The following is a 26,156-nucleotide window of genomic DNA, read 5'->3' on the forward strand; positions in this document are numbered from 1 at the left end:
CGCGCCTTGCGGCAACGGGGCTTCGGTATTGAGGGATTATTATTGGTATACACTCAGCGAGCGAAGAATACTCTTCACGCCGGTAGGCAGACAACGGCATCTTCATCCGTTACCCACCTACCGGCATGATGATTATTTCACTGCGCTGGACGTACCGTCTTTGTGCCACTCAAATACGCCAAATTCAAACCCTTTCAGGTCGCCTTTTGCATCCCAGCTTAATGGTCCCATTACTGTATCCACAGGGGTCGCTTTCAGATCCGCGGCTAGTTTTTCCGGCGCATCGCTACCCGTACGCGTCATCGCCGTGGTCAGCGATTGCAGCGCGGCGTAGGTCGTCCAGACAAACGGACCGGTTGGATCCAGCTTCTTGGCTTTCAGCGCATCGACAATCGGTTGGTTAGCAGGAACCTGATCGTAACGCTTCGGCAGCGTCACCAGCATGCCTTCAGAGGCATCGCCTGCGATGTTGGACAGCGACGAGTTACCCACGCCTTCCGGGCCCATGAATTTGGTGGTCATGCCAGCCTGACGCGCCTGACGCAGAATCTGCCCCATTTCTGGGTAGTAGCCGCCGAAATAGACGAAATCGACGTTCTCTTTCTTCAGACGCGCAACCAGCGTGGAGAAATCTTTATCACCCGCCGTCACACCTTCAAACAGTACAACATTCGCACCGGCTTTTTTCAGGCTATCCTGAACAGAACGGGCCAGGCCTTCACCATATTGCTGTTTGTCATGAACCACGGCGATACGCTGCGGTTTGATGGTTTCGACAATGTATTTTGCTGAGGTTGGTCCCTGATCGGAATCCAGCCCCGTCGTGCGCAGCACCATTTTATAACCGCGCGTGGTTAAGTCGGCGTTGGTTGCCGCAGGCGTAATCATGATCACGCCTTCTTCTTCATAGATATCAGACGCAGGCTGCGTGGAGGAGGAACACAGATGGCCAATCACATAACGGATACCGTCATTGATGACTTTGTTCGCGACGGCAACCGCCTGCTTAGGGTCGCACGCGTCATCATATTCAACGCCAACCAGCTTGTTACCGTTTACGCCGCCTTTTGCGTTAATGTCTTCAATGGCCTGACGTGCGCCAATGAACTCCATATCGCCATACTGTGCAACGGGGCCAGACATGGCACCCACAACGGCAACCTTAATATCGGCAGCGCTGACCGCGTGACTCAACGCCGCAGCCATACAACCCATCAGCAATACTTTACCTTTACTGAATTTCATTCTTTTTACCCCATCTGTCATTATGGATATTGCCGAAAACCTGACCGCCTTCTGCCATAACCAGCTATTTTCTTATAAGTAAGAAAGGCTTAGGTTATTATTAGTAATGATTTCTAATAAGGCTTTATTTTTCATATTATTAAACAGGAATATTATGCTGCAAATCAACTCACATTGTCAGAAACAAGCGGAGCAAACAGCACAAAATGCCAGATGCAAAAACCAGCATTCAATTTATATATAGTCAGATATTCTGCTTTGTGCATTAATTGTTGATGGATTACTCGAAAAACAAAGAATGAGAAAAACATTTGCCCTATTAACCATAACACTCAAATTACACAACTGATCCACTACAAAACAACTACATTATTCTTCACTCATATGATGGAGTGCCGATAAAAATGAAACTAACCGTTGAATGTCTCACCCGATTCAGCCCTCAGGATAAAATTGATCTGGCAAAAATCTGGCCACATCAGAATATTGATTTGCTCGAGGAAGAACTCACACCCGATCGGCGATTATTTGCCGCCCGTTTTAACGATCGGCTATTAGGCGGCATGCTGGTCGAGCTTGAAGGAGAATATGCGGAACTGAGCGATCTGATGGTACGGGAAGTCACGCGGCGGCGGGGGGTCGGGAAACTCTTGATTGATGAAGCGCGTCATCAGCTTCCTGAGGTTAAAGAGTGGTGGCTGGCCACGGCCGATCATGCGGCGATCAAAGAGGAAGTGCTGGCGCGGTTTATGGTGTCCTGCGGTTTCTCACCGGTGTCCGGCGGCTGGCGCTATATTCGCAGAAAAGAAACGCCGTTGATTCTTGACCAACTCAACCCAGAGAAACCCTAAACTACGCTCTACGGCCTGACGCCAGAAAAAAACAAAACGACCGGGCATTACCCGGTCGCTACAGAAAGAGACGATGAGAGCGATTAGGCTTCTATCGCCGCTCGCAGTTTTTTCATCGCATTCTTTTCTAACTGACGCACACGCTCTGCGGAAACGCCGTATTGATCGGCCAGCTCCTGCAAGGTGGATTTGTTGTCATCATCCAACCAGCGGGCGCGAATAATGTGCTGGCTGCGTTCGTCCAGCCCTTCCAGCGCGTAGGTGAGCTTATCGGCCGCATGCGTTTCCCAGTTATCTTCTTCAATGCCATCAGCAAAGTCAGACGATTTATCCTGTAGGTAAAGCATCGGCGACATCGCCTTGCCGTCGTGCGAATCTTCTTCCGGCGTCGGATCGAACGTCATGTCCTGCGCCGCCATGCGGGATTCCATCTCGCGCACATCTTTGCTGGTCACGCCAAGTTCACGTGCCACCAGTTCGACTTCATCCTGATTAAACCAGCCGAGGCGCGTTTTCGACTTACGCAGGTTAAAGAACAGTTTACGCTGTGCTTTGGTGGTCGCGACTTTCACGATACGCCAGTTACGCAGCACGTATTCATGAATTTCGGCTTTGATCCAATGCACGGCGAAAGAAACCAGACGCACGCCAACTTCAGGGTTAAAGCGACGTACCGCCTTCATCAGGCCGATGTTCCCTTCCTGAATCAGGTCCGCCTGCGGCAGGCCGTAGCCGGAATAGTTACGGGCAACGTGAATAACAAAACGCAGGTGTGACAGAATCAGGTGCTTAGCCGCATCCAGATCGCCCTGATAATGCAGCCGTTCAGCCAGCGCCCGCTCTTCCTCCGCCGTCAGCATCGGATAGGCATTGGCGGCACGAATATACCCTTCCAGACTGCCCTGGGGAACTAAGGTGAAAGTTTGCATATCTTTGGTCATTCAACCCTCTCAGTTGCTCTACTCGTCATATTGCAGTCGGCTATCTTAGCACTGCTTCACCGCATCGTTTTGCGCGAAGATGGCAAAACGCAGCACCTTAACGCTTATTTTATGAAAAACCCTAAAACCAGATTAATCAAATCCTAAAATCTGTCTATTCAGACTGTGATTTCACTCGCAAGTTCCTATCATTTTATTCACCTCATGCCAGAGATCAAGCAGGAGAAAAACGAGACATTAACGCACGAGAAACCAAGGGAAAATACAGCGGGAAGAACAAATAAGAGATGTCGCTGAGGAGATTTCCCCTGCAATACGGTCTGAATTACAGGGGATAATTATACCAGAAAACGCTTACTGTGGTGTAAAACGGCGTAAATGTTGCACGGTTGCAAGCCAGGCGGCCAACCAGCCAATCATGCCGGCGATTAACAGCAGCAACAGGGATTCATCCCAGCTCAATCCTTTGACGGCAAACGTTGTACCGAACACAGCGGCAACCTGTGCCACCACCGCATCCAGCTTCCAGACCAGCGCCTGCGATAAAATCAGCGACAGCACCGCGCCGCCCACGCCCATCGCCGCCCCACCATTCAGGAACGGACGCAGAATAAAACCGTCCGTCGCACCGATCAGCTTCATCACGTTGATGGTTTCACGGCGGCTGAAAATACTCAGACGCACGCTGTTGCCGATCACCAAAAAGACGGCAACCACCATCAGGACGCCAATCGTCGCGGAAATTTGCCCAACCAAATTAGTCAACGCCACTAGCCGCGCAAACCAGCTATCGTCCATCCGTACTTCATCCACGCCCTGCGTCGCCGCCACACGATCGCGCAACGTCGTCAACATGTTGGAATCCTGAAAACTCATTTTCGGTGTAATAATCGCTACTGCCGGCAGCGGATTCTCTTCCAACATATCCAGCGCGCCGCCAAAACCGGACCAGTTGCGGAACTCGCCCATTGCTTCATTGCGCGACAGATAATTGACTTTATCAACACCGTCTTCAGATTGAAGCTGCGTGATAACCGCCTGCGCCGCGTTGTCATCCAGTGATTTATCCAGATACACCGTCAGCTGCGGCGAGGGATACCACTGCGTGGCCGCCTGACTGACGTTTTTCCAGACCAGATAGCAGATGCTGGGCAACGCCAACGAAATAGCGATGACCATCACGGTCAGAAAGGTAGCCAGCGGCTGGCGCAGCATATCAGCCAGCGTATTGGTCCAGGCATAGCGCCACTGTTCCTGCCAGCCGCCGCGCAGCGCTTTCGCTTTTGCGACAGGCTTTTTCGCATTACGGACGTTATTCGCCATTGTGGTTTCCCCCCACCATGCGGCCATCCGACAGCGTCAGCACACGGTAATTACGGCGGGCGATAAGCCCAGTATCATGCGTCGCCATCAGGACCGTGACGCCAACACGATTGAATTCTTCAAACAGGCGCAAAATGCCTTCTGACAGCGCTTCATCCAGGTTGCCGGTCGGTTCATCCGCCAGCAACACTGCAGGTTTGTTCACCACCGCGCGCGCAATGCCAACACGCTGCTGTTCACCGCCGGACAGCTGGATAGGATAGTTCTTCGCTTTATCCAGCAGGCCAACCTTGTCCAGCGCGGCGGATACCCGACGACGGATATCCTCACTGCTGGCTCCCGCGATGATGAGCGGCATCGCGACGTTGTCATAGACCGTGCGTTCCATCAGCAGATGGTGATCCTGAAAGATCATGCCGATCTGGCGTCGCAGGAATGGGACTTCGCGTTTTTTCAGGCGGCTGATATTGTGACCGCCAAACAAAATCTGACCCGCGCTGGGACGTTCAATGCCACAAATCAGTTTCAGCAGGGTACTTTTCCCTGCGCCGGAATGGCCGGTCAGGAACGCCATTTCCGCTGGGCGCAGATGGAAATCCACCCCTTGTAATGCCTGACGCCCACCGAGGTAAGCTTTACTGACCTGTTCAAAACGAATCATCCGTTTTAATCCTCTCGGGCAAAAAGTGCCTCAATAAAATCGTCGGCCTTGAATGGCCGTAAATCTTCAATACCTTCACCTACCCCAATATAGCGGATAGGAATAGCGAACTGGTCGGCAATAGCGAAAATCACCCCGCCTTTCGCGGTACCGTCCAGCTTAGTTAAGGTAATTCCCGTCAGCCCAACCGCTTCATTAAACAGCTTGGCCTGACTCACCGCGTTCTGTCCGGTGCTCGCATCCAGCGTCAGCATCACTTCATGCGGCGCGTCTTCATCTAGTTTTTTCATCACGCGCACAATCTTTTTCAGCTCTTCCATCAGGTGCGCTTTGTTCTGCAAGCGACCCGCGGTATCGGCGATCAGAACATCAACGCCGCGCGCTTTCGCTGCCTGAATCGCATCGAAAATCACCGATGCCGAATCCGCACCCGTATGCTGCGCCACGACCGCCACGTTATTGCGCTGTCCCCAGACCTGAAGTTGCTCGACCGCCGCCGCACGGAAAGTATCACCCGCCGCCAGCATCACGGATTTGCCCTGTGCCTGGAACTGGCGTGCCATTTTCCCGATGGTGGTGGTTTTACCCACGCCATTAACGCCAACCATCAGAATGACATACGGCGTTTTGCCTTCGATATTCAGCGGGGCGTCCACCTTAGCAAGAATCTCCGCCATTTCTTCTTTCAGCTTCACAAAAAGCGTATCAGCATCTTTCAGTTGGCGGCGGCTAGCGTGCTCCGTCAGGCTACCGATGATCTTACGGGTCGTCTCAACCCCGACATCGGCAATCAGCAGTTGTTCTTCCAGTTCGTCAAACAGATCGTCGTCGATTTTCTTACCGCGAAACAATCCGATAAATCCGGAACCGAGGTTCTGGCGCGTTTTTACCAGACTGCGTTTCAGGCGAGCGAAGAAACCTTCTTTCGTCGGACGTTCCTGCTCTTGCGCCACAGCCGGAACATCATCTGGCTGTGCCTGCTCTGGTTCTTCGTATTCTTGCTCTTCTTGCTGCGCAACATCCGGTTCTGCATCAGCCACCGTCGCACTTTCGGCGATCTCAGTGTGCACGATCGGATCGGCGATATCCCGATCGAAACTGTCATGTTCGATCGCGTCACGATCGTCTGGTTCAGAAATAGTCGGGGCAGATGCAGCTGGTTCAGAAATAATGGATTCAGAAGCGTTAACTTCTGGGGCGGCGGTGGTTGATGCGTCTGCCGCGGCGGTAACCTCACGCTCGGCGACCGGTTGGGTCAATGCTTCCGCTTCAACCTTTAGCTTTTCTTCAACGAGAGGCGCTTCTGCCAGTGGCTTCTCTACCAGTTCCGGCGCATGTTCAACGGTCTGGTGAGCCGACGCAGCAGCACCCGACTCTGCCGCTGACGGCTGTTCTTCGACAACCGGCTGCTCTTGCGGTTGCTCTTGTTGTTTTTCTTCCTGTTTCCCTAATCCCAGCCAGGAAAAAAAACCGCGCTTCTTTTCTTTTGACATGTGCGATCGCGCTCCACGCTGCTCACCGCAGCGAATCAATCAATGAAAATCATATTTAAACAACAAGTTTAACACTTTCCTGCCGACAGCAACACGCGGCCAACGGGGGCAATGGCAGACAATTCTCCGCGCTGCCGACAATCTTCGTAACGAAAGGCAATGTCCGTAACGAAGTGTGTCAAACACCGTACGTGATCGAAAGGCCGCAGACAGCACAAAATTTTGGCTTAAGCGCCTTAACGTCCATCTTAACATTCCCTCTACACGTAACCGCCGCTAGAATAGCGCCAGAAATTTCCTGCCCGCATCCACACCATGATGATGCGGCACAACAATAACCCTGTGAGCTATGGCTAAAAAAAATGCATCGTCAGCCGCCGGACAAATCCGAATCATCGGTGGTCAATGGCGCGGCAGAAAACTTCCGGTTCCTGATAGCCCCGGTTTACGTCCCACTACCGATCGCGTACGGGAAACGCTGTTTAACTGGCTGGCTCCCGTCATTCAACAGGCGCGCTGTCTGGACTGTTTTGCTGGCAGCGGCGCGCTCGGGCTAGAAGCCCTTTCTCGTTATGCTGCGCACGCCACATTATTGGAGATGGAGCGTGCAGTCGCGCAGCAGTTAACGCAAAATCTGGCGCTGCTTCGGGCGGAAAACGCCGAGGTGGTCAATACTGATGCCCTGAGCTGGCTGGCGAAGCCGGGCACGCCGTTTGACGTTGTGTTTCTCGATCCACCGTTTCGCAAAGAACTGCTGAACAACACGCTTGCTCTGCTGGAACAACAGGGCTGGCTGGCACCCGACGCGTGGATTTACGTAGAAACCGAGGCGGAAAATGCGCAGCTGACTATCCCGGAAAATTGGCAACTGCACCGTGAAAAAATTGCGGGCCAGGTCGCCTACCGTTTATACATCCGTCAGTGATCTTCGCAGCGACGTAAGGGTAAGGGTAAGAGATGATTTTGATTAACCTTGGCAGATTATTGATGCTGGGCGTGTGGGGATTTTTGTTGCTTAACCTGATTCAGCCGTTTCCCAAGCCGTTGAATATTTTCATGACCGTGGCGATGGTGTTTATGATCCTGATGCATGGTTTTCAACTGCTGCTGTTAAAATCCAGCCAGCCGAAAGACAGTCCCGCGCTGAGCCGCGCGCTTCAGGCACGCATTTTCCTTTTTGGCGTGTTTGAACTGCTGGTGTGGCAGAAAAAGCAGCCTAAGCCACCGAAGCCGTAATCGCTACTTCTGCTGGGGCACAAAGCGAATAAAGCGCGTGCCCTTTAGCTGCAACGAGCCCTGCATGCCGGTATCAAGCGGGTGATAATCCTCGTGCTCAAGGCGCAGCGTGATAGTCGCACCGCCGGTAATCGGCCTGAACGTGACCTCATAAAGCATATCTTCTACAACCATCACCTGATGTTCGCGCGCCCGTCGACGACTGCGGGGAAATTCGCGTTTGTGTTTCACCTCGGCGGCAACAATACGCAGCGGAGCCGCGTCATTCTGCGCTTCCCGCTGACGTTGGCGTCGATATTGCCGCGCCGCCAGCACCAAAATCGCACCAACGGCCAAGGCCAACAGCCAGGGAAAATCATTCATCAGGGTTTCTTGCCGGGAAGATAAGGGAACGCGGCAACGTTATCGCCTAAATCAGAAATGCGAGCGCTGCCCTTTTCCGTCACGGCATCAATGCGAATGATCGCCTGTAGAGGGATGAAACTGCGGCTAACGCCGGAGAATTCCGTTTTCAGTTTCTCGGTTGACGGGTCAACCAACACCGTAGATTGGCTATCAAACACGAAGTCGGCGATTTCAATAAAACCGAACAGGCTGCTCTGCACCAACTCACGCACGTAAAGCTGGTAATTCTTACCGTTATTTATAAATTGAATACGATAAAGCGCGGATTCATTACTCATTCAACACAATACTCCCTTCAAGACTTCACGGCGCCCATCTACAATAAAAACAGGCGATAACATAACATGAAGCTCACAGAAGTCGCATCCGTCTCACCCCGTGTTGTTTAACTTCCCCACAATCCCCTACACTGAACAAAGAACGGTTTATTTTTATTCTGACACAAACAAAAACACAAAAAGGACACGCTATGCTTTGGTCATTTATTGCTGTGCTTTTTTCTGGTTGGTTGTATGTGGACGCCAGCTACCGTGGGCCAACGTGGCAGCGTTGGTTATTCAAACCCGTCACGATGCTACTGCTGCTGGCGCTAGCCTGGCAGATGCCGCTGCTTGGTGTGCCGGGCTATCTGATTGTGCTGGGGCTGCTGGCCACGCTGGTCGCAGACACTCTGCTGTTGCTGCCGACTCAGCGTCTGCTTTACGCATTTGGCGCCTATTTCCTCTCGCATTTGCTGTACACCATTAGCTTTTTTACCGGACAGATTTCACTCACGTTCTTTTGGCCGCTGGCACTAACGCTCGTTATTCTGGCTGCGATCCTGATCGCCGTTATCTGGGGGCGATTGGACGCACAGCGCTGGCCCGCTTGCGCCTTTATCATCATGACGACGCTGATGGTCTGGATTGCAGGCGAGCGCTATTTTGCGCTGGGGACAAACGCGAATTTCTCCCTGCTGACAGGTACCGTACTGCTGTTTATCGCCCATGCAGTCTGGCTGATTCACCATTACCGTTTTCCGTTCCGCGCCCATCAGGCGATTGTGGCAGCGGGCTATTTTGGCGGCCATTTCCTGATCGTTCGCTCCCTCTATTTCTGACGTTCGCGGCGCTCACGAAAATCTGGCTAAGCATTAAGCGGCGGTGTAAAGTTCCTGATGAGAATGTAAGTCACTAACAACGGAGGAAGAGATGCACTCTCATCAGCATAACCACAGCGCTGAGAAATCAGCCTGCTGCAATAACAGCGTTCACCACGCGCCACGCCGCGCCAAAAGTTGCTGCAACGAACACACGCAGCATTCAAACCACGCTGACCACAGCTGCTGTTCAACCAAACACACGTCTGATGCCGTAGTACAGAGCGCGTGTGGCACAGAGCAACACTCGTCAGACAGCGGCGGTAGCGCGGATTCAGACGACCCCGACGGCGGAGACAGCGACAGGCCCCGATCCCACCAGCGTTTCAGTTGGAAAATCAGCGGGATGGATTGTCCCAGCTGCGCACGTAAAATCGAAAATGCAGTAAAAAATCTCACCGGAATTGAACAGGCCAAAGTGCTGTTCGCCACCGAAAAATTGGTTGTTGATGCCAACACCGATATCCGACTTCAGGTTCAACATGCCGTTCAGCAAGCGGGCTTCGCCTTGCAGGACACCGCACTCCCCCTCGCCCCACCCGACACCTCGACCGCACGTCGTTTTGTACATGAATATGGTTTCTTAATACTTTTCACTCTGCTGGCTGCTGCGAGCTGGGGACTTTCCCTGCTAAGCGAGCGCGGCGGGCAGATCGCGTTTATCGCGACCACGATTATCGGGCTGATCCCGATCCTGAAAAAAACGGTGCAGCTCATTCGCACGGGTACGCCCTTCGCGATTGAAACGCTGATGAGCGTGGCTTCCATTGGAGCGCTCTTGATTGGCGCCACCACCGAAGCCACCGTCATCCTGCTGCTGTTTATGCTAGGCGAACATCTGGAATCTTACGCGGCAAACCGCGCACGACGGGGCGTAACGGCGCTGATGGCGCTGCTTCCCGAAGATGCCACGGTCGTCGGCAACGGGCAGCGACGCCTCGTTCCCGTCGCCAGTCTGGTTCCCGGTGACGTGATTGAAGTCGCCCCCGGTGGGCGGCTCCCCGCCGATGCGGAGCTCTTGAACAGCGACGCTAGCTTTGATGAAAGCGCGCTGACCGGTGAATCGGTTCCCGTTGAACGTACGCCCGGTGAAAAAATTGCCGCAGGCAGTCTGTGCGTCGATCGGGTTGTGCAGTTGCGGGTGGTGTCACAGCCGGGCAACAGCGCTATTGACCGCATTCTGCAACTAATAGAAGAAGCGGAAGAGCGCCGTGCGCCGATAGAGCGCTTCCTCGATAAGTTTAGCCGTTACTACACGCCAGCCATCATGCTGCTGTCGCTGCTGGTGATTCTGGTACCGCCGTTGCTGCTGGCGCAGCCGTGGCAAGAGTGGATTTATCGCGGCCTGACGCTGCTGTTAATTGGCTGTCCGTGTGCGCTGGTGATCTCAACGCCTGCGGCGATTACGTCGGGGCTAGCCGCCGCAACGCGCCGTGGGGCGCTGATTAAAGGTGGTGCGGCGCTGGAATCGCTGGGCAGCATCAAGACTATCGCGTTCGATAAAACGGGCACGCTGACGGAAGGCAAGCCGCAGGTGACGGACGTATTGCCCGCCGCGGGCGTTAGCGCAACGGCGCTGTTAACCCGCACCGCTGCGGTGGAATCCGGTTCGCACCATCCGCTTGCCAAAGCGATCGTCCAGCATGCGCGATCCAGCAGCACGTTCCTGCCAATGGCAGAAAACCGCAAAGCGCTGGCGGGAGTCGGCGTGGAAGGCACGATAGGCGGCAGGCGGATTCAGGTAAGCGCACCGACTCGTGTCGCGCCCGATCTGCTTGATGCCGACTGGTTGCAACGGGTTGATGCGCTGGAAAACGAAGGGAAAACCGTCGTGGTGGTGCAAGAGGACGATAACCTGCTCGGCGTGCTGGCGTTGAGCGATACGCTACGCCACGATGCGCGTGAAGCGCTGGATGCCTTGCAGCAGTTAGGGATTCGTGGCGTCATGCTCACCGGCGATAATCCCCGCGCGGCGGCAGCCATTGCGGCGACATTAGGGATCGATTACCGAGCCAGCCTGCTCCCTGCTGACAAGGTCACGGCAGTCAGCGAATTGAGCAAGCAGCATCCCGTCGCGATGGTTGGTGATGGCATCAACGACGCACCGGCAATGAAAGCGGCAACGATCGGGATTGCGATGGGAAGCGGTACTGATGTGGCGCTGGAGACGGCCGATGCCGCCTTAACGCACAGTCGCCTGACTGGGCTGGCCGCCATGATTAGCCTGTCGCGGGCGACGCAACGTAATATTCGTCAGAACATTACTATCGCGCTGGGGCTGAAAGCGGTATTTCTGGTTACCAGTATTCTGGGTATTACCGGACTGTGGCTCGCCGTGCTGGCAGATTCCGGCGCAACCGCGCTGGTCACAGCCAACGCGCTGCGGCTGTTGAGAAAACAGGACTGATATCGATCCACGGTGCGCGGTGCAACACCGCGCACCTGCGGCTTGAAGTATGACGAGTATTAACCTTTGCGCAGCAGATAACGATAGGGAACCTGCTCGGTCTCTTGCGCCAGAAGCTCATGCTCCATGTACACGCAAAAACCGGGAATATCGCGGGTGGTGGCTGGATCGTCGGCAATAATCAACAGCGTTTGCCCGGTTTCCATCTGGCGTACCGTCTTACGCACCATCATCACAGGCTCAGGGCAGCGCAGCCCCTGTGCATCAAGGGTTTTATCCGGGTTGGTAAAGGGATCGGTCATCAACGTTCTCAGTGCTGGAATCAAAAAACCGCCTTAGTTTACGCTGAGGATTTCCCGACGCAAGCGACGACAACGTTTGCGCATAAAACAACCATCTTTTTCTGGCAAAACACATTGCATTAGCAAAGCAATTGCGTATTATGCCGCCGCGTTGCAGCATAAATCTGCACGTTATCCCTTGGGTTCCCTAACCCCAATAACCAAAAAGGTCACATTATGTATCGTTTTACTCCCCAGCAGCGGCTTACGGCGCTGATCTGGCTATCGTTGTTCCATGTCCTGATCATTACGTCGAGTAATTATCTGGTCCAGCTCCCGGTATTGATTTTCGGTTTTCATACCACCTGGGGCGCGTTTACCTTTCCGTTTATTTTTCTGGCAACTGACCTGACGGTACGGGTTTTCGGTGCGCCGCTGGCGCGTCGTATCATTCTGACCGTGATGGTGCCTGCTCTGGTCATTTCCTATCTGGTGTCGAGCCTGTTTTATCAGGGATCGTGGCAGTCGTTCGAGGCATTAAGTCAGATAAATATCGTCGTGGCACGTATCGCCTGCGCCAGCTTCATGGCTTATGTTCTTGGTCAGATTCTGGATGTTCACGTCTTCAACCGCCTGCGCCAGAAACGCGCGTGGTGGGTCGCGCCAACCGTTTCAACCGTGTTTGGTAATTTCAGCGATACACTGGCCTTTTTCTTCATTGCGTTTTACCGCAGCACCGATGCCTTCATGGCGGCAAACTGGGTTGAAATCGCGATGGTGGATTATGCCTTCAAGCTGCTGATCAGCCTGGCGTTCTTCCTGCCGATGTACGGCGTCATGCTGAACATGGTGCTTAAACGTCTAAGCGAACAGAAAGACTCGGCCGACTACCGTTCCGTCAGCAGCCACCATTAATGGCAATCGGGCGGCTATTTACGCCGCCTTTTCTCATCAAGTCACTCATCGTTTTGTAAAAATAACGCAGGTACTAACAACGGTTTGCAACAACAAAATGCTTGTTTTTGCTATCTGAATAGGGTGCCATACTGTTATTACCTGTTTATACCCGTCATATTTCAAGTTGCATGTGCGTTGGCTGCGTTCACTCACCCGAATCACTTACCTGAGTAAGCTCATCGGGACTCCTTCCCTTGCCGCCTGCCTGAAACTCGAATTATTTAGGGTATAGAAAGATTATCTGTTTCAAAAACGAGAGAAAGGGATCCCATGTCGAATATCATCAAATACCTCGGTGTCGGCTTGCTTGTCGGCCTGCTTGCTGCCTGTGATGGCAAAACGGATGACGCTGCAAAAGCTGGCGCACAAGATAAACCTGCCGCAGAAGCTGCTGCGAGCCAGAACATTGAATTAATGGGTGGCAAGGTGGCGTTTACCCTGCCGGCCGATATGCGCGATCAAAGCGGTAAAGTCGGTACGCAGGCGAACAATATGCACGTTTACGCCAATGATAATGGGCAGAAAGCGGTCATCGTGATTCTGGGCGACAACACTACGGAAGAGTTAACCGTGCTGACACAGCGTCTGGAAGATCAACAGCGCACGCGTGACGCCAACCTCCAGGTCGTCACTAACAAGACCATCGACGTTGACGGCAAGAAGCTGCAACAGCTCGACAGCATTATCACTAGCAGCGGACAGCAGGCTTATTCCTCTGTCGTGCTGGGTAAAGTGGAAAACCAACTACTGACCTTGCAGATCACGCTGCCAGCCAGCAATCAGCAACAGGCACAGAGCGAAGCGGAAGGCATCATCCACACGCTGAAGCTGAAATAATCCAGCCCCTTCACCCGTCTTTTTATAAACAAATCCCCAGCTCATTGGGGATTTTTGCTCCTGTCAGCTTAGCTTTTAACCTGAGAAACACAGCATCACTCTACCTATGCCGACGTGGGAGAAAGATCAGCCTTCTTCCCGCCCGTTATTAATTAAAATTAAATTATTTAAATATTAATCAATTGATTGGCTGGTTTATAGCCCGTTCTTCGTACTATTGGTTTTCACTTCGCTTGCTATCCTTCTCTCGCCATTGTTTATCAACAGGACTCGCGTCAAGGATGCCACAGGGAACGTTTTCATTATTCCGTTTATCGCCCCAATCTCACTATACGTTTGCCCGCTGCGGCATGAATCCGCCCTTGAAGCGCCATTCTCATCCAACCTAGATGTCTTGGGTATTTCATTTTTCATCAGGGTAGTAGTTGCGTACTGGATAAATCGGTGCATGCGGTTGCCGTGGCAGCAGCACAAGAATAATGAGGAGAAGGCAGGTGGCAAATAGCACAGGATTACAGTTCACCGTAAAGGTTGGTGCCCTGGAAGCAGGCACTTTCGCGGTGGTGGATTTCAGGCTGGATGAAGGGCTGAACCGGCCTTTCAGCCTGTCGCTGAGTCTGGCGAGCGCGTTGCCGGATGTCGATTTTGGCGCGGTGCTGGACCAGCCGTGCGAGCTGATGATTTGGTATGAAGGCGAACTGAAACGTCGGGTCAGCGGGATTATCAGCGGCTTCACGCAGGGCGACACCGGATTCCGCCGCACGCGCTATCAGGCGGAAGTCCGGCCAGCCCTGTGGCGGCTGGGATTGCGCACTAACGCCCGCATCTTTCAGGCACAAAAACCGGAAGCGATTATCAGCACGCTGCTGGAAGAAGCCAGTATCACGGACTACGCCTTTGCGCTGCGTAACGAGCACGCGGTGCGCGAATACTGCGTGCAGTATCGGGAAAGCGATTTAGCCTTTATCACCCGGCTGGCCGCCGAGGAGGGAATGTATTTCTTCCACGAATACGAAGAGGGAAAACACCGCGTGGTGTTTGCCGACGATGCGGGTGCACTGACCAAAGGCCCCGCGCTGTTCTTCAATCTGGCGACGCAGGGGCTGAGCGAGGGGGAATATGTCAGGCGTTTCCACTACGCAGAGCGGGTAAGCACCTCGGACGTGGAGCTGAAGGACTACAGCTTCAAGACGCCGGCTTACGGGCTGTCGCACAAGAAGATGAGTGGTGAGCTGGCGCACCAGCGCGAAAGCTATCAGCACTACGACTATCCGGGGCGCTATAAGCAAGACCCGAGCGGCAAGGCGTTCAGCGGTTACCTACTGGATGCGTTGCGCTCAGGGGCGGTGACGAGCGAAGGGGAATCCAACTGCGCGGGGCTGATGCCGGGCAATACCTTCACGCTGACGGAGCACCCGAATGTGACGCTGAACGCGGTGTGGCAGACGGTGAGCGTGACGCACGTCGGGCAACAGCCGCAGGCGCTGGAAGAGGAAAGCGGCGGCGAACCGACGACCATGAGCAACAGTTTTGCCGTGGTGAAAGGCACGACGACGTGGCGTGCTGCTATGCCGTACAAACCGATGGTGGATGGCCCGCAAATCGCGACTGTCGTCGGCCCGACGGGGGAAGAAATCTACTGCGACCAGTATGGTCGGGTAAAACTGCAATTCCCGTGGGATCGCTACGGCGCGAGCAATGACCAGAGCTCCTGCTGGGTGCGCGTCAGTCAGGGCTGGGCAGGCGGCCAGTACGGCATGATCGCGATCCCACGTATCGGCCATGAAGTGATCGTCAGCTTCCTTGAAGGCGATCCGGATCAGCCGATTGTGACCGGGCGAACCTTCCACGCCACCAACCCGACGCCGTACCCGCTGCCTGCTAACAAAACGCGTACCGTACTGCGCACGAAAACACATCAGGGTGAAGGGTTTAACGAGCTGCGCTTTGAAGATCAAGCCGGGCAGGAGGAGATTTATATTCACGGGCAGAAAGATCTCAACGCGCTTGTTGAAAATGACGTCGTCTGGCACATCAAACACGACGCGCATACGGATATTGATAATGAGCGAGTGACCCGCATCAAAGCCAACGATCACCTGACGGTCGAGAACGAGAAACGTGACTATGTAAAAGGGGATCTCTCGCTGACCGTCGATGCGTCGATGCATCAGAAATTGGGGCAGGCTTTGCTGGTCGAAGCGGGTCAGGAAGTGCATGTGAAAGCCGGAGCCAAGATAGTGCTGGAAGCGGGCGCGGAGTTGACACTGAAAGCGGGGGGAAGCTTCGTGAAGATTGACCCCAGCGGTGTGAGCATCGTTGGACCCGCTATCAATATTAACTCAGGGGGCAGCCCGGGTTTTGGCGCTGGCTGGGCGGGGCAGGTTCCCGTTCTGCCAGGCGGTGTTGCCGTGCCTCCGGCACCACCCGCCACCCTGCCTGCTCCTGCCATTCATAAAAGCATGGAATCCATGTCTCCGCTTGTTAAGCCTTGCCCACTCGCCAAGGGAGGAAAAGCATGAATCTGGATACGTGGCGAGCACAGCATAATGGCACTCTCTTTGCGATCGTCGATGGCGCGGCAGATCGTGCGGCGGTGGCGCGTTTCTATAAATTCAGTGAGGGTGAGGCTTCTCCCTTCTTTGCCGGTACTGAGTTTGACGAACAAGCCGCACTCGGCCCTTGTCTACTGTCTAATCCCTCTCCCGCATTTGTGGCAGGCTCCCCCGTGCTGGGTGGGTTCTATCTGGTCAGCGAACAGCCGATTGAGGTGGTTCGTCGTCACTGGCAAAGCCTGATTCAGGTTATCCGTGAAGGGGAAGTTGTCTGGTTTCGTTTCTCTGAACCGCGTATCTTCCTGCCGATGTTCTGTGCCATGAGCCAGGAAGAGCAGACTGCCATTCTGGGCCCCTGTAGTGGACTCTGGATCAACGACAGTGGGTTTACACGTCATCCAGATATCCCGTTTCATCCTGCGTTAAAAATCCCCTGGTTTCATATTTGTTCGCATCATCTGGCAGCGCTGTATGACGACGATCGCCATGCCTACATTCTTCGTCGGCGTCTGTGGCAGGTCATGACGAGCATGATGGAGCGTCATCTGGATCCGGCAGGCTCTATTTTGCTAGTTCTCAGGCAAGCTAATGCGGAGGGAATTCAGGGTGACGTGTTTGATGGCGTGGTGGCGGGAGCCTTGACCTTGCAGGTTGGGCTTCCTCTGGAGAGTATTCGAGCGCCGCTGATGCTGACTGAAGCAGAATTCGCTCAGGTTAACCACTGGATGGTGCAGCATAATGCGTTAATAGGAGTTAACTAATGGCAGCCGATCCTTACTGCATCCCCTGCGAACATTACGATTGCTGGATAGAGATTGATGTTCGTGATGAACACAACCGTTCGTTTAAAGGGCTAAAAGCGACACTCACCGACGATACCGGCAAATCCGAAACGGTAACGCTCAACGACGGGCCGACGTTGGTGCGCGGTTTTGCCGTTGGCCCGATAACGGTCAAACTGGAGACACAGCCTTGGCTCAAGGCAGCGCAATCGCGTGAGGTCTTGAAAGAAGGGCAAAGCATCGTACCGGCCTATGTGGCAGAGAAGAACGGGCATGAAGAAACCCAACGTGAACATGTTAAGGCCACCACGGGTGACCTGTGCCTGACGGCGCCAGAGCAACCGTTGCCAGAAGCGCATCAGGAGGGCAAAGCTGGAAACGTCCGTTTCTTTACCAACCACTCCTACGTCATCGAGGTGAAAGGCTACCAGATCAACGTGTTACGCATTGGTGTGTTCTTCGATGGCACAGGGAATAACACCTATAACGCCGAGTCCGGCCTTAAAAAGGTCGAACAATGGCTGGCTGAAACCTGCTCCGATCCGGCACAGCGAGAGAAAGAACTGCGTGGCTGCCAGATGGGACAACTCCCAGTGAGTGACAGTGCGGCGAATGATATTACTAATGTGGGTAAGTTATTCAACCAATACGATCTTGTTGCTGGCCCATTGATCGCCCATAGCTATATTAGCGGCATTGGTACCCGCGATCCGGTTGCAGGGAAGGACGGCACGGAATACCAAACGGACGATATGCTGACAAAAGCGGTGGATATCGACTTTGGTGGTGAAAATACCTCTATTGTTGGCAAGGTGAATCTGGCCTGTGAGCAGGAGATTGTTGCCGCAGTCATGCGGGATTTGGAGGATATTTTACCTAATATTGAATGTATTCACCGGATCGTGTTCGATGTCTTTGGTTTCAGCCGCGGAGCAGCGGCGGCACGCCATTTTGTTAACGTCATCGATCAGAAGGCCGATCACCCGTTGGTACAGGCAGTAGCAAACTCGGGGTCTATCCGTCTTAAAGCCGGATTTGACTGGGCGAATCGGGACGATGTGCGTATCGCCTTTGTCGGCATTTTTGATACGGTAGCCTCATCCTATCATCCCAGTGTGAACATCCGGTTACGTGACGATTGCGCCGAACGGGTCGTGCATTTAACCGCGCTGGATGAAGTACGAAAGCACTTCCCGTTAACGCGCATCACCCCCACTGCGATTGGCACCAGCATCCCCCCGCACTTTACCGAACTGGCGCTGCCGGGCGCGCACTCCGATCTGGGCGGCGGCTATTACAGTCGCTGGAGCCTGCGTAACCCGAACGGCGACCCGGCGCTGACCGAGTGCCTTGAACTGGAGCGCTTTATGAGCGAAGAAGCGGCGTCTACGCCGGATACAGAAAGCCGCGCCTATCGTCAGGCACGCGCCTACGCCGAGGAGAAAATTGCGCAGGGCTGGGTTGGTCGGCTCCATCCGCGTTTGTTGCGTGCAGCCATTCCCCCCCTGGGGGCGATCAGTTTGATCCCCTACTCGTTTATTCGCCAGCACGGTAAGGATGATTCATGGCCGAAAAAAGCCGTCTATGTTGAGGTGGTGATGAGCCGTGTGGTGGAAGGGGAATATTCGCGCATTCCGTTACATATGATGCTGGAGGCCGGGCGCGCCGTTGGTGTGCCGTTTAAGGCGTGGCGTTCAGAAGATAAGATGCTTCAACTTGAACCGCTCTCGGTCAGGCGACCCTCGGTCAATCTGGCTAAATTGGATGAACGTTGGTCGCTGGCAGCAATCGAGCAGGGCGTGGTGAAGAACCTGAGTCAGCAGATCTCCCCCGAGGTTTATCGGGCGCTGCGTCGCGATTATGTGCACCGTAGTGCCAGCAACCAAGGCATCGCCAGTCCGGCGAATACCAGCAAACAGGAAGCCACCGTGGGCAAGGAAAGGCGGCACATCATCGGCAATCAGGAGGCATGATGTTCAGGTATTTTATTATGGTCATGGGGCTGTGCATCTCGCTGACAGCCTGCTCAACCCCGAATCCCAAAACTCCTGTTAGCTGGAGTTATGGTACTGGTAGTAATGTTGATATCACTCGAAATACACGGACGGAATTTTATCAAAATGGCAAACTCGTTTACGCCGATCGTGAGGCTGGCGGCGGGGCTGGTGGACTGTTGAGCGACCGGATCACAGGAAAACGTCACTACTGGGCAGGAGGCGGGGGGTTACCTACCGAAGGCGTTCCCGTTCCTGACAGCGCGTCGATAGAGATGGTGTCTTTCTACGATCGCAAGCGCTACCGCATTAAGGTTGATTTACCCGCCGATTTAGCGCAGCAAATGCAGCAACGTTATCAGATTGGCGAGCGCATTGACCAGCGTAACCGGCTCTATTTTGGCCTTGCCCCCGGCGGTTATTATGAAGTGCTATTGAAAGCCGATAGGCTACTTGTCAAACCAGATCTTTTGCTTGCCCGCGGCATTGCCGAAGAGGTTACCGATGATTGGTATGATAAAAAGGTCCCCGTAGCCAGACAATACGGTATTGATGATTTCGACAAGGAGTACGGCGAGCTATTCAAACAGCACCCCACCCCATTAGGCATGGACTGGGCACCAATCATGGATGCCTACCGCGCCAAACAGCCCAAAACGGATCAGCAGCCTGTTAAATAATTAGAGAAAGGTTGTGTTATGCCGCTAGCGCAGCAGGGTAAACAATGCCTGTTGCGTTGCTTTTTGGCAATCAGGGCATCGCCAGTCCAGCGAATACCAGCAAACAGGAAGCCACCGTGAGCAAGGAAAGGCGGCACATCATCGGCAATCAGGAGGCATGATGTTCAAACAAATTATTATAGTGCTGGGGCTTTGTTTTTCGTTGACGGCCTGTGCAACGACACCCACAAAATCGGCTTTTTCATGGAGATATGGTACGGGGAGCAATATCGATGAAATCTGGACGACCAACGTTGAATTTTATCGTGGAGGGGCGTTTATTGGTGGTTATCCAGGCGGGGGGGTAGGACCTAGCATTAGTGTAAAACGGATTACGCAAAAGCGTTATTACTGGGCGGGAGGTGGCGGCTTACCGGTAGACGGAATGCCTATTCCCGACAGGGCGATTATAGAGATGGTGTCGTTATATGACCGCAAGCGCTACCGCATTAAGGTTGATTTACCCGCCGATTTAGCGCAGCAAATGCAGCAGCGCTACCAGATTGGCGGGCGCATTGACCAGCGTAACCGGCTCTATTTTGGCCTTGCCCCCGGCGGTTATTATGAGGTGGTCTTGATGGGCCGTGGACTTGGCGTTAGTCCAGACCTCTTGCTTGCCCGCGGCATTGCCGAAGAGGTCACAGACAATTGGTATGATAAAAAATTTCCAATCGGCGTGAGCCAATACACGGTGACGCTTCAGAACTTTGACAAAGAATACGGCGAATTGTTTAAGCAATACCCCATCCCATTAGGCATGGACTGGGCACCGATTATGGATGCCTACCGCGCTAAGCAGCCTAAAACCGATCAACAGCCGATTAAATAACACGATGTCACTAACGCAACAGGTTGGACAAGGGTCTGTTGCGTTGCCTTCTGGCAACCAGGGCATATCCAGTCCAGCGGGAACCCACCAACAGGAAACCACCGTCAGCAAGGAACGGCGGCATATCATCGGCAATTTGGAGGCACAATGTTCAGGTATTTTGTTATGACTGCCCCCAGCCTTCCGCCGTACGCTGAGCCAGTCGCCACGTCAGTGCTAAGCCGCCTAGCCCCAACAGCGCCGCCGCTAAATAAATAGAGGCGATACCGGTATAAGCCATCAGCACACCCGCCACCGGCCCGACGATACCCAGCGATAAATCGAGAAATATCGTATAGGTTGCCAGCGCGCTACCCTGATTCTGCGGCGATACAGCTTTAACGGCGACAACACCTAATGCTGGGAACACCAGAGAGAAACCCGCCCCCGCGAGGAACGCACCGACTTCGGCCATCAGCGGCTGCGTCGCCCCCCAGACCAACAGCAACCCCACGATCTCAACCACAAAGCACGTCATCGCCACGCGCAATCCACCAAATCGCTGAATACTGTTAGGAAACACCAATCGTGCACCGACAAAGGCAACGCTGAAAATGGTCAGCGTCAGCGCCGCACCTTCCCAATTCCGGTCAGCATAAAACAGCGTGATGAAAGTGGCGATCACACCAAAACCCGCAGAGGCGATCGCCAGAATAATGCCGTAAACCCAGACTTTCCCCAGCACTTCGCGGAAGGGAATCTTTTTCCCCGGAGCGACCTGCACCGCCGGGCGCGGTAGCGCGAGGACAATCGCCACAGCAGCGATCAGGATAATGCATACGGAAAGCAGTTTTAGCCCACCGATATGGTTGAGCCAGACGCCGAGCGGTGCGCCAATTGCCATCGCGCCGTAAGTCGCAATGCCGTTCCATGAAATCACGCGCCCGATGTGTCGAGAGCCGACCACACCGACGCCCCAGAGCGTTGCACCTGTACCGGCAAAGCTCTGTCCGGCGCCTAGCACAACGCGCCCGAGACACAACAGCAGCAGCGTGATTGCGGGCGAGGCGTCGCTAAAGGCGGCCATCAGATAAAACACCCCGCTCAGCATGACGCCAGCCAGCCCCCAGACGACGATTTTCTTCGGCCCTTTCTCATCAGCACTGCGACCCGCATGCGGGCGGCTCACTAGCGTGGAGAAGTATTGCAGGCTGATCACCAGCCCAGCCCAAAATGCGCTATAGCCAAGATGATCGTGCACATATCCCGGCAGCACCGCCAACGGCAGGCCGATATTCAGATAGCTGGCGAAGTTGAACGCCACAATCGAAACGATGCGCAGATTAAGGCGCAGACCGCTCAGCGCCGGTTCGGATGGGGAAGGTGTTGGCATGGAAAATTCACTCGCTTAACGTCCGTGTATGACGTACGTTCAGAAAAACATCGAAAAGTAATATTCTTATATTGTTGGTTATAATCAAACTTATAATCCCGAACACAGGAGAAACGCAATGCCTGTACCGGCAGATCCGGATCGTCAGTCAACATCCTCAACGCCAGAGAAAAACGCGTCACCACAGAAACCCCTCTCGTTGCTTGGCAAAAGCAAACGCCTGGTCGCACGTATTCAGGCGATCCCCAGCGTGGCGCACCTGATTCGCGCGGGCGAACGCTTCAACGATCGGATGGGCAACCAGTTTGGCGCGGCCATTACCTATTTTTCCTTTCTGTCGCTGATCCCGATTCTCATGGTGTCTTTTGCTGCCGTGGGTTTCGTGCTGGCCTCCAACCCCGATCTGCTGACAGGGCTGATTAACCGCATCGTCAACAGCATCAGCGATCCTAATCTGGCCAATACGCTGAAAAGTACCGTTAACACCGCCGTGCAGCAGCGTACTACCGTCGGGCTGACCGGGTTGCTGATCGCACTCTATTCCGGCATCAGTTGGATGGGAAACCTGCGTGAGGCGATTCGCGCCCAGTCGCGCGACGTGTGGGAACGGAACCCGAAAGATGAAGAGAAGATTTACTTTCAGTACACGCGGGATTTCCTGTCGCTGACCGGTCTGGTCATTGCGCTTATCATCACGCTTTTCCTGACCTCCGTTGCCGGCACCGCGCAGAACATGATTGTGACCGCGCTGGGGTTAGATGGTATCGAGTGGCTGCGTCCCGCGTTAACGCTGATTGCCCTGTCAATCTCCATCTTCGCCAACTACCTGTTATTTCTGTGGATATTTTTCGTTTTACCGCGCCATAAACCCAAACGCAAAGCGCTCTTTCGCGGCACGCTGATCGCCGCCGTGGGCTTTGAAATCATCAAATTCGCGATGACCGTCGCGCTGCCTAAACTGGCCAGCTCGCCTTCCGGTGCCGCGTTCGGTTCGGTCATTGGCCTGATGGCATTCTTCTATTTCTTCGCTCGTCTGACGCTCTTCTGCGCCGCCTGGATCGCAACGGCGAATTACAAAGGCGACACCTCGTCAGATCAGAATGAGCAGGAGAAGGAACCGTCCTCCGATCGCTAAAAGCAGCGTGAAAGCACTGGTTTTCCGATCTGCGTCATGAAAAAATAAAACATCGTTTCAAGGCTATTGACTCAGTCTCGCGTAATGTTGAGACTGACGTTAATTTCCGCATTTTTTATCCCCAATAACATCAGGTGCAGGGTACCTTTTCAAACAGGCCAAAAGTGATGACAACTACTAACATTGCCGTAATCGGCGAATGCATGATCGAACTGTCGCAGAAGGGCACGGATCTTAACCGTGGATTTGGCGGCGATACGCTGAACACTGCCGTTTACATTGCCCGTCAGGTAAACGCCGATAAGCTGGGCGTGCATTACGTGACCGCACTCGGCACCGATAGCTTCAGTACTGAGATGGTGGCTGCCTGGCAGAAAGAAGGGGTGAAAACCGACCTGATTCAGCGACTGGACAACAAGCTGCCCGGTTTATACTTCATTGAAACCGACGATAGCGGCGAGCGTACGTTCTACTATTGGCGTAATGATGCCGCTGCCCGCTACTGGCTGGACAGCCCGGAAGCAGAAAAAATCGGTCAATCACTGGCACAATTTGACTATCTCTACCTGAGCGGCATCAGCCTGGCGATTCTGAACGCCGAAAGCCGTCAGCGTCTCCTCGCCCTGCTGCGCGCTTGCCGCGCCAACGGCGGTAAAGTGATTTTTGATAACAACTATCGCCCACGTCTGTGGCAGAGCAAGGAAGAAACGCAGCAAGCCTACACCGACATCCTGTCCTGTACCGATATCGCTTTCCTGACACTGGATGACGAAGACATGCTGTGGGGCACGAAGCCGCTGGAAGCGGTGCTGGATCGGACGCACGGTTTGGGCGTTAACGAAGTGGTCATCAAACGCGGTGCCGATTCCTGCATCGTGTCAGAACGCGGACAAGAACTGGTTGATGTTCCCGCGATCAAATTGCCAAAAGAGAAAGTGGTCGATACCACCGCCGCAGGCGACTCTTTCAGCGCAGGTTATCTGGCAGTACGTCTGAACGGCGGCAGCACGCAGGAAGCCGCACAGCGCGGTCACCTGACGGCCAGCACGGTCATTCAATACCGTGGTGCAATTATCCCGCTTGAGGCAATGCCTGCGTAAATCGTACGCAGCGTGATAATAAGTAAAGGCCGCAATCGCGGCCTTTACTATTTGCTGATTAAAGAATTACTTATTAATGACTTACTGCGCGGCGGGAGCCGTTTCCTGCGGTTTTGTTTCTTCAGGTGCTGCCGCAGCGGGGCTGGCGACAGGCTCGGCAGTTGGCGTCATAATCTGGTCGTAGGTTTCCTGCAACGCCTTCATATTCGCCTCCGGTTCACCGGGCTGTTGGATCAGCATTAGCGTCGTATCCTGTGCCAGCTGCTGGTGCAGTTCCTGATTCAGCATATCGAGCGTCAACGCAGACAGATAAGTCTGACGCAGCTTCTGATACTGCTCGGGAGCGATATCCACAACACCATTCTGCTGGGAGCGCAGCCGCTGATCCATCAGGATGTCCGTGCTGGTCCGGGCATAGGTCGCAAACAGCTTGTTCAGCTCGTCCGTCTTGCGCGCAATCAGCGCATCAAACTCTTGCTGTGTCAGCCCTTTTTCACGCAGCGTCGCCAGCTCACGCGCCATAAACGTCACGCCCGGCTCAACAGCCTCGCTATTCGGTACATCCATATGAATCGCGCACTGAGAACGGGTATAAAACACATTGCAGTCGAAGCGAAGGTTGTTGCTCTTCAGTGAGCTCTTCTCCAGCGCCTGCTGTAGGTGCCAGAACATTGCCTCCCGCGTCATATCACCCAGCCAGTAGCGAACCAACGCCTGCGATTCACGAATCGGGTGCCACGGGGCATCCCACATCAGCGACAGCGTATCCTGCTGGACGTTGTTATTCATCAGGCTGATCGCCTGCGGCGGTAGCGGGCTTAATGTCGGCAACGGCGCTGGCGCTTCACGTTTCCCTTCCAGCGGGGAGAAGACTTTCCCGATCTGCTCGATCACGCTGCGGTTATCCACATGACCGACGATGTAGAGCGTCATCGCATCTGGCGTATACCAGGTTTTATAAAACTGCTGGAGCTGCTCGCCATTCAACGGCGGTTTGACGTCCTGAGCAGGATCGTGTGCCAGCAGGGGTGAGCCTTTCAGGCGGTAGCGCCAACTCGGATCCTGTGGGTTAATCGGAAAGGTTGCCACCTGATCGGGCACCTTCAACGCAGCCTGTAGGCTTTTTTCGTCGAACGTTATCTGCCCTGCGCTTTCCGCCAGCCACGTCAGCGCTTCTTTCAGCAGTTCGGGGCGATTATTCGGTAAACTCAGGTTATACGACGTGAAGTCGTACGAGACAACGACCGGAGGTAGAACGCGTGAGCTGTTAGCATCCCGCGTCCACATGGAAGGTCGCTGGGCGGCGGACAGCTTATCGCCGGGCGCTAAGGCCAGACGGGGAAGAAAATGGGCAAAACCTACCTGCTGGGCATTTTCCAGCAGCGACCCAGCATTAACAACCAGACGCAGCTCAACCCGATCGCCGGGGCGCTGTGGTGTGGTTAATAACTGCCAGGTAAAACCATTATCAAGCTTACCCTGCTGCCAGGCAGGATCGGGCTGTAGTGCTTCAGCCTGCACGCCGCTGCTGACCACGGCCAGCAACAAACCACCAACGAAAAGCGCCTTTTTGGTGCCCTGCATGTGAACCCCTACTAATAGCTATCCAACATAATAAATGTGGTTATTGTTGATCATTATGGTGGCCTTGCGTCTGCCACCGCACACTCTCGTGGATATATCACGGAAAAAATTAAGACGCGAAGTGTACCATTCCCTTAGACCGCGCGCTTTTGTCTATGTCACTCCAGAAGACGAAATAATCTGCAAAAAAGGTAAAAATAGTCATATTTAACAATATTTTTACGTTTCATGGCGGGTAAGAAAAGGAAGGGAAACAGTTTGGTTCGACGTATCGGCAGGCAAAAAAATTCCCCACGGGGCGCTAGCGCCGT

24 protein-coding genes are annotated in these 26,156 nt (G+C 54.0%); 14 read left to right on the top strand and 10 right to left on the bottom strand.

The genetic code is table 11. The features are described from left to right. Nucleotides 1-132 precede the first annotated feature (132 nt). A complete protein-coding gene (locus EIP93_RS21710; RefSeq protein WP_125233259.1) occupies nt 133-1,245 on the bottom strand; it encodes a branched-chain amino acid ABC transporter substrate-binding protein in 1,113 nt (370 codons plus the stop codon). A 404-nt stretch (nt 1,246-1,649) separates the two neighbouring features. Between EIP93_RS21710 and panM the strand changes: the two genes are divergently transcribed. After that, on the top strand, nt 1,650-2,096 hold the full coding sequence (gene panM, locus EIP93_RS21715) for an aspartate 1-decarboxylase autocleavage activator PanM (RefSeq protein WP_103862335.1): 447 nt from the start codon (nt 1,650-1,652) through the stop codon (nt 2,094-2,096). An 83-nt stretch (nt 2,097-2,179) separates the two neighbouring features. Here the strand turns inward: panM and rpoH are convergent, their stop codons facing one another. The 4 genes from rpoH to ftsY all read right to left on the bottom strand — a co-directional run bounded on the left by rpoH (nt 2,180) and on the right by ftsY (nt 6,514). Continuing rightward, entirely contained in the window at nt 2,180-3,037 is an 858-nt protein-coding gene (gene rpoH, locus EIP93_RS21720; protein ID WP_039275909.1) for an RNA polymerase sigma factor RpoH, read from the bottom strand. Between the two features lie 354 nt (nt 3,038-3,391). Further along, nucleotides 3,392-4,360, bottom strand: coding sequence for a permease-like cell division protein FtsX (ftsX, locus tag EIP93_RS21725; RefSeq protein WP_125233260.1), 969 nt, complete (start codon nt 4,358-4,360; stop codon nt 3,392-3,394). Further along, nucleotides 4,350-5,021 carry a cell division ATP-binding protein FtsE gene (ftsE, locus tag EIP93_RS21730; RefSeq protein WP_010306560.1) on the bottom strand — a complete coding sequence of 224 codons (672 nt, stop codon included), beginning with the start codon at nt 5,019-5,021 and terminating at the stop codon, nt 4,350-4,352. Before ftsE ends, ftsX begins: the two co-directional genes overlap by 11 nt. A gap of 5 nt (nt 5,022-5,026) precedes the next feature. Further along, entirely contained in the window at nt 5,027-6,514 is a 1,488-nt protein-coding gene (gene ftsY, locus EIP93_RS21735; RefSeq protein ID WP_125233261.1) for a signal recognition particle-docking protein FtsY, read from the bottom strand. Nucleotides 6,515-6,863: 349 nt separating this feature from the next. On the opposite strand from ftsY, the gene rsmD reads away from it, so the two are divergent. Both rsmD and EIP93_RS21745 read left to right on the top strand, forming a co-directional pair. Continuing rightward, nucleotides 6,864-7,439, top strand: coding sequence for a 16S rRNA (guanine(966)-N(2))-methyltransferase (gene rsmD, locus EIP93_RS21740; RefSeq protein WP_010306568.1), 576 nt, complete (start codon nt 6,864-6,866; stop codon nt 7,437-7,439). A 35-nt stretch (nt 7,440-7,474) separates the two neighbouring features. Next, nucleotides 7,475-7,750 carry a DUF1145 family protein gene (locus EIP93_RS21745; protein WP_161973274.1) on the top strand — a complete coding sequence of 92 codons (276 nt, stop codon included), beginning with the start codon at nt 7,475-7,477 and terminating at the stop codon, nt 7,748-7,750. 3 nt (nt 7,751-7,753) lie between these two features. Here the strand turns inward: EIP93_RS21745 and EIP93_RS21750 are convergent, their stop codons facing one another. Further along, nucleotides 7,754-8,113, bottom strand: coding sequence for a DUF2500 domain-containing protein (locus EIP93_RS21750; RefSeq protein WP_103943652.1), 360 nt, complete (start codon nt 8,111-8,113; stop codon nt 7,754-7,756). Beyond that, nucleotides 8,113-8,433 carry a DUF1820 family protein gene (locus EIP93_RS21755; protein ID WP_010306578.1) on the bottom strand — a complete coding sequence of 107 codons (321 nt, stop codon included), beginning with the start codon at nt 8,431-8,433 and terminating at the stop codon, nt 8,113-8,115. Before EIP93_RS21755 ends, EIP93_RS21750 begins: the two co-directional genes overlap by 1 nt. Nucleotides 8,434-8,624: 191 nt before the next feature. On the opposite strand from EIP93_RS21755, the gene EIP93_RS21760 reads away from it, so the two are divergent. After that, nucleotides 8,625-9,254, top strand: coding sequence for a lysoplasmalogenase (locus tag EIP93_RS21760; RefSeq protein WP_103943650.1), 630 nt, complete (start codon nt 8,625-8,627; stop codon nt 9,252-9,254). Between the two features lie 91 nt (nt 9,255-9,345). Then, nucleotides 9,346-11,700, top strand: a complete 2,355-nt coding sequence (locus tag EIP93_RS21765; RefSeq protein ID WP_125233262.1) for a zinc/cadmium/mercury/lead-transporting ATPase — start codon at nt 9,346-9,348, stop codon at nt 11,698-11,700. A 59-nt stretch (nt 11,701-11,759) separates the two neighbouring features. Here EIP93_RS21765 and tusA read toward each other — a convergent pair whose 3' ends face one another. Continuing rightward, nucleotides 11,760-12,002: a sulfurtransferase TusA gene (tusA, locus tag EIP93_RS21770; protein WP_010309387.1), complete on the bottom strand. Its 243-nt coding sequence runs from the start codon at nt 12,000-12,002 to the stop codon at nt 11,760-11,762. 216 nt (nt 12,003-12,218) lie between these two features. On the opposite strand from tusA, the gene EIP93_RS21775 reads away from it, so the two are divergent. The 7 genes from EIP93_RS21775 to EIP93_RS21805 all read left to right on the top strand — a co-directional run bounded on the left by EIP93_RS21775 (nt 12,219) and on the right by EIP93_RS21805 (nt 20,654). Continuing rightward, nucleotides 12,219-12,896 (top strand): 7-cyano-7-deazaguanine/7-aminomethyl-7-deazaguanine transporter, encoded by a 678-nt coding sequence (locus EIP93_RS21775; RefSeq protein ID WP_040032744.1) that lies wholly within the window; start codon nt 12,219-12,221, stop codon nt 12,894-12,896. A 312-nt stretch (nt 12,897-13,208) separates the two neighbouring features. Further along, nucleotides 13,209-13,775 (top strand): DcrB family lipoprotein, encoded by a 567-nt coding sequence (locus tag EIP93_RS21780; RefSeq protein ID WP_107333619.1) that lies wholly within the window; start codon nt 13,209-13,211, stop codon nt 13,773-13,775. Nucleotides 13,776-14,269: 494 nt separating this feature from the next. Continuing rightward, nucleotides 14,270-16,297, top strand: coding sequence for a type VI secretion system Vgr family protein (locus tag EIP93_RS21785; protein ID WP_125233263.1), 2,028 nt, complete (start codon nt 14,270-14,272; stop codon nt 16,295-16,297). Next, nucleotides 16,294-17,091, top strand: coding sequence for a DUF4123 domain-containing protein (locus EIP93_RS21790; RefSeq protein WP_125233264.1), 798 nt, complete (start codon nt 16,294-16,296; stop codon nt 17,089-17,091). Before EIP93_RS21785 ends, EIP93_RS21790 begins: the two co-directional genes overlap by 4 nt. Next, nucleotides 17,091-19,085: a T6SS phospholipase effector Tle1-like catalytic domain-containing protein gene (locus EIP93_RS21795; protein ID WP_125233265.1), complete on the top strand. Its 1,995-nt coding sequence runs from the start codon at nt 17,091-17,093 to the stop codon at nt 19,083-19,085. The genes EIP93_RS21790 and EIP93_RS21795 overlap by 1 nt, the downstream gene beginning before the upstream one ends. After that, nucleotides 19,082-19,786 carry a DUF2931 family protein gene (locus EIP93_RS21800; RefSeq protein WP_228925270.1) on the top strand — a complete coding sequence of 235 codons (705 nt, stop codon included), beginning with the start codon at nt 19,082-19,084 and terminating at the stop codon, nt 19,784-19,786. Before EIP93_RS21795 ends, EIP93_RS21800 begins: the two co-directional genes overlap by 4 nt. A gap of 157 nt (nt 19,787-19,943) precedes the next feature. Then, entirely contained in the window at nt 19,944-20,654 is a 711-nt protein-coding gene (locus tag EIP93_RS21805; RefSeq protein ID WP_228925267.1) for a DUF2931 family protein, read from the top strand. 163 nt (nt 20,655-20,817) lie between these two features. Here the strand turns inward: EIP93_RS21805 and EIP93_RS21810 are convergent, their stop codons facing one another. Continuing rightward, nucleotides 20,818-22,026 (bottom strand): MFS transporter, encoded by a 1,209-nt coding sequence (locus tag EIP93_RS21810; RefSeq protein ID WP_125233266.1) that lies wholly within the window; start codon nt 22,024-22,026, stop codon nt 20,818-20,820. A 118-nt stretch (nt 22,027-22,144) separates the two neighbouring features. Between EIP93_RS21810 and yhjD the strand changes: the two genes are divergently transcribed. Then, complete coding sequence (gene yhjD, locus EIP93_RS21815) at nt 22,145-23,161, top strand: inner membrane protein YhjD (RefSeq protein WP_103943631.1); 1,017 nt, start codon at nt 22,145-22,147, stop codon at nt 23,159-23,161. 167 nt (nt 23,162-23,328) lie between these two features. Next, a complete protein-coding gene (gene kdgK / locus EIP93_RS21820) occupies nt 23,329-24,261 on the top strand; it encodes a 2-dehydro-3-deoxygluconokinase (protein ID WP_039474767.1) in 933 nt (310 codons plus the stop codon). Nucleotides 24,262-24,342: 81 nt separating this feature from the next. Here kdgK and EIP93_RS21825 read toward each other — a convergent pair whose 3' ends face one another. After that, on the bottom strand, nt 24,343-25,845 hold the full coding sequence (locus EIP93_RS21825) for a M16 family metallopeptidase (RefSeq protein WP_107333625.1): 1,503 nt from the start codon (nt 25,843-25,845) through the stop codon (nt 24,343-24,345). Nucleotides 25,846-26,156 lie beyond the last annotated feature (311 nt).

It is taken from the genome of Pectobacterium versatile, from assembly GCF_003932035.1.
Taxonomy (GTDB): Bacteria; Pseudomonadota; Gammaproteobacteria; order Enterobacterales; family Enterobacteriaceae; genus Pectobacterium; species Pectobacterium versatile.

Coding starts and splice junctions, on each gene's coding strand:
- EIP93_RS21710 (WP_125233259.1), bottom strand. CDS start 1,245: ATGAAATTCAGTAAAGGTAAAGTATTGCTGATGGGTTGTATGGCTGCG.
- kdgK (WP_039474767.1), top strand. CDS start 23,329: ATGACAACTACTAACATTGCCGTAATCGGCGAATGCATGATCGAACTG.
- tusA (WP_010309387.1), bottom strand. CDS start 12,002: ATGACCGATCCCTTTACCAACCCGGATAAAACCCTTGATGCACAGGGG.
- EIP93_RS21810 (WP_125233266.1), bottom strand. CDS start 22,026: ATGCCAACACCTTCCCCATCCGAACCGGCGCTGAGCGGTCTGCGCCTT.
- EIP93_RS21825 (WP_107333625.1), bottom strand. CDS start 25,845: ATGCAGGGCACCAAAAAGGCGCTTTTCGTTGGTGGTTTGTTGCTGGCC.
- ftsY (WP_125233261.1), bottom strand. CDS start 6,514: ATGTCAAAAGAAAAGAAGCGCGGTTTTTTTTCCTGGCTGGGATTAGGG.
- EIP93_RS21755 (WP_010306578.1), bottom strand. CDS start 8,433: ATGAGTAATGAATCCGCGCTTTATCGTATTCAATTTATAAATAACGGT.
- EIP93_RS21750 (WP_103943652.1), bottom strand. CDS start 8,113: ATGAATGATTTTCCCTGGCTGTTGGCCTTGGCCGTTGGTGCGATTTTG.
- EIP93_RS21800 (WP_228925270.1), top strand. CDS start 19,082: ATGATGTTCAGGTATTTTATTATGGTCATGGGGCTGTGCATCTCGCTG.
- rpoH (WP_039275909.1), bottom strand. CDS start 3,037: ATGACCAAAGATATGCAAACTTTCACCTTAGTTCCCCAGGGCAGTCTG.
- ftsX (WP_125233260.1), bottom strand. CDS start 4,360: ATGGCGAATAACGTCCGTAATGCGAAAAAGCCTGTCGCAAAAGCGAAA.
- EIP93_RS21760 (WP_103943650.1), top strand. CDS start 8,625: ATGCTTTGGTCATTTATTGCTGTGCTTTTTTCTGGTTGGTTGTATGTG.
- EIP93_RS21795 (WP_125233265.1), top strand. CDS start 17,091: ATGGCAGCCGATCCTTACTGCATCCCCTGCGAACATTACGATTGCTGG.
- EIP93_RS21765 (WP_125233262.1), top strand. CDS start 9,346: ATGCACTCTCATCAGCATAACCACAGCGCTGAGAAATCAGCCTGCTGC.
- EIP93_RS21805 (WP_228925267.1), top strand. CDS start 19,944: ATGATGTTCAAACAAATTATTATAGTGCTGGGGCTTTGTTTTTCGTTG.
- EIP93_RS21780 (WP_107333619.1), top strand. CDS start 13,209: ATGTCGAATATCATCAAATACCTCGGTGTCGGCTTGCTTGTCGGCCTG.
- yhjD (WP_103943631.1), top strand. CDS start 22,145: ATGCCTGTACCGGCAGATCCGGATCGTCAGTCAACATCCTCAACGCCA.
- panM (WP_103862335.1), top strand. CDS start 1,650: ATGAAACTAACCGTTGAATGTCTCACCCGATTCAGCCCTCAGGATAAA.
- EIP93_RS21790 (WP_125233264.1), top strand. CDS start 16,294: ATGAATCTGGATACGTGGCGAGCACAGCATAATGGCACTCTCTTTGCG.
- rsmD (WP_010306568.1), top strand. CDS start 6,864: ATGGCTAAAAAAAATGCATCGTCAGCCGCCGGACAAATCCGAATCATC.
- EIP93_RS21775 (WP_040032744.1), top strand. CDS start 12,219: ATGTATCGTTTTACTCCCCAGCAGCGGCTTACGGCGCTGATCTGGCTA.
- ftsE (WP_010306560.1), bottom strand. CDS start 5,021: ATGATTCGTTTTGAACAGGTCAGTAAAGCTTACCTCGGTGGGCGTCAG.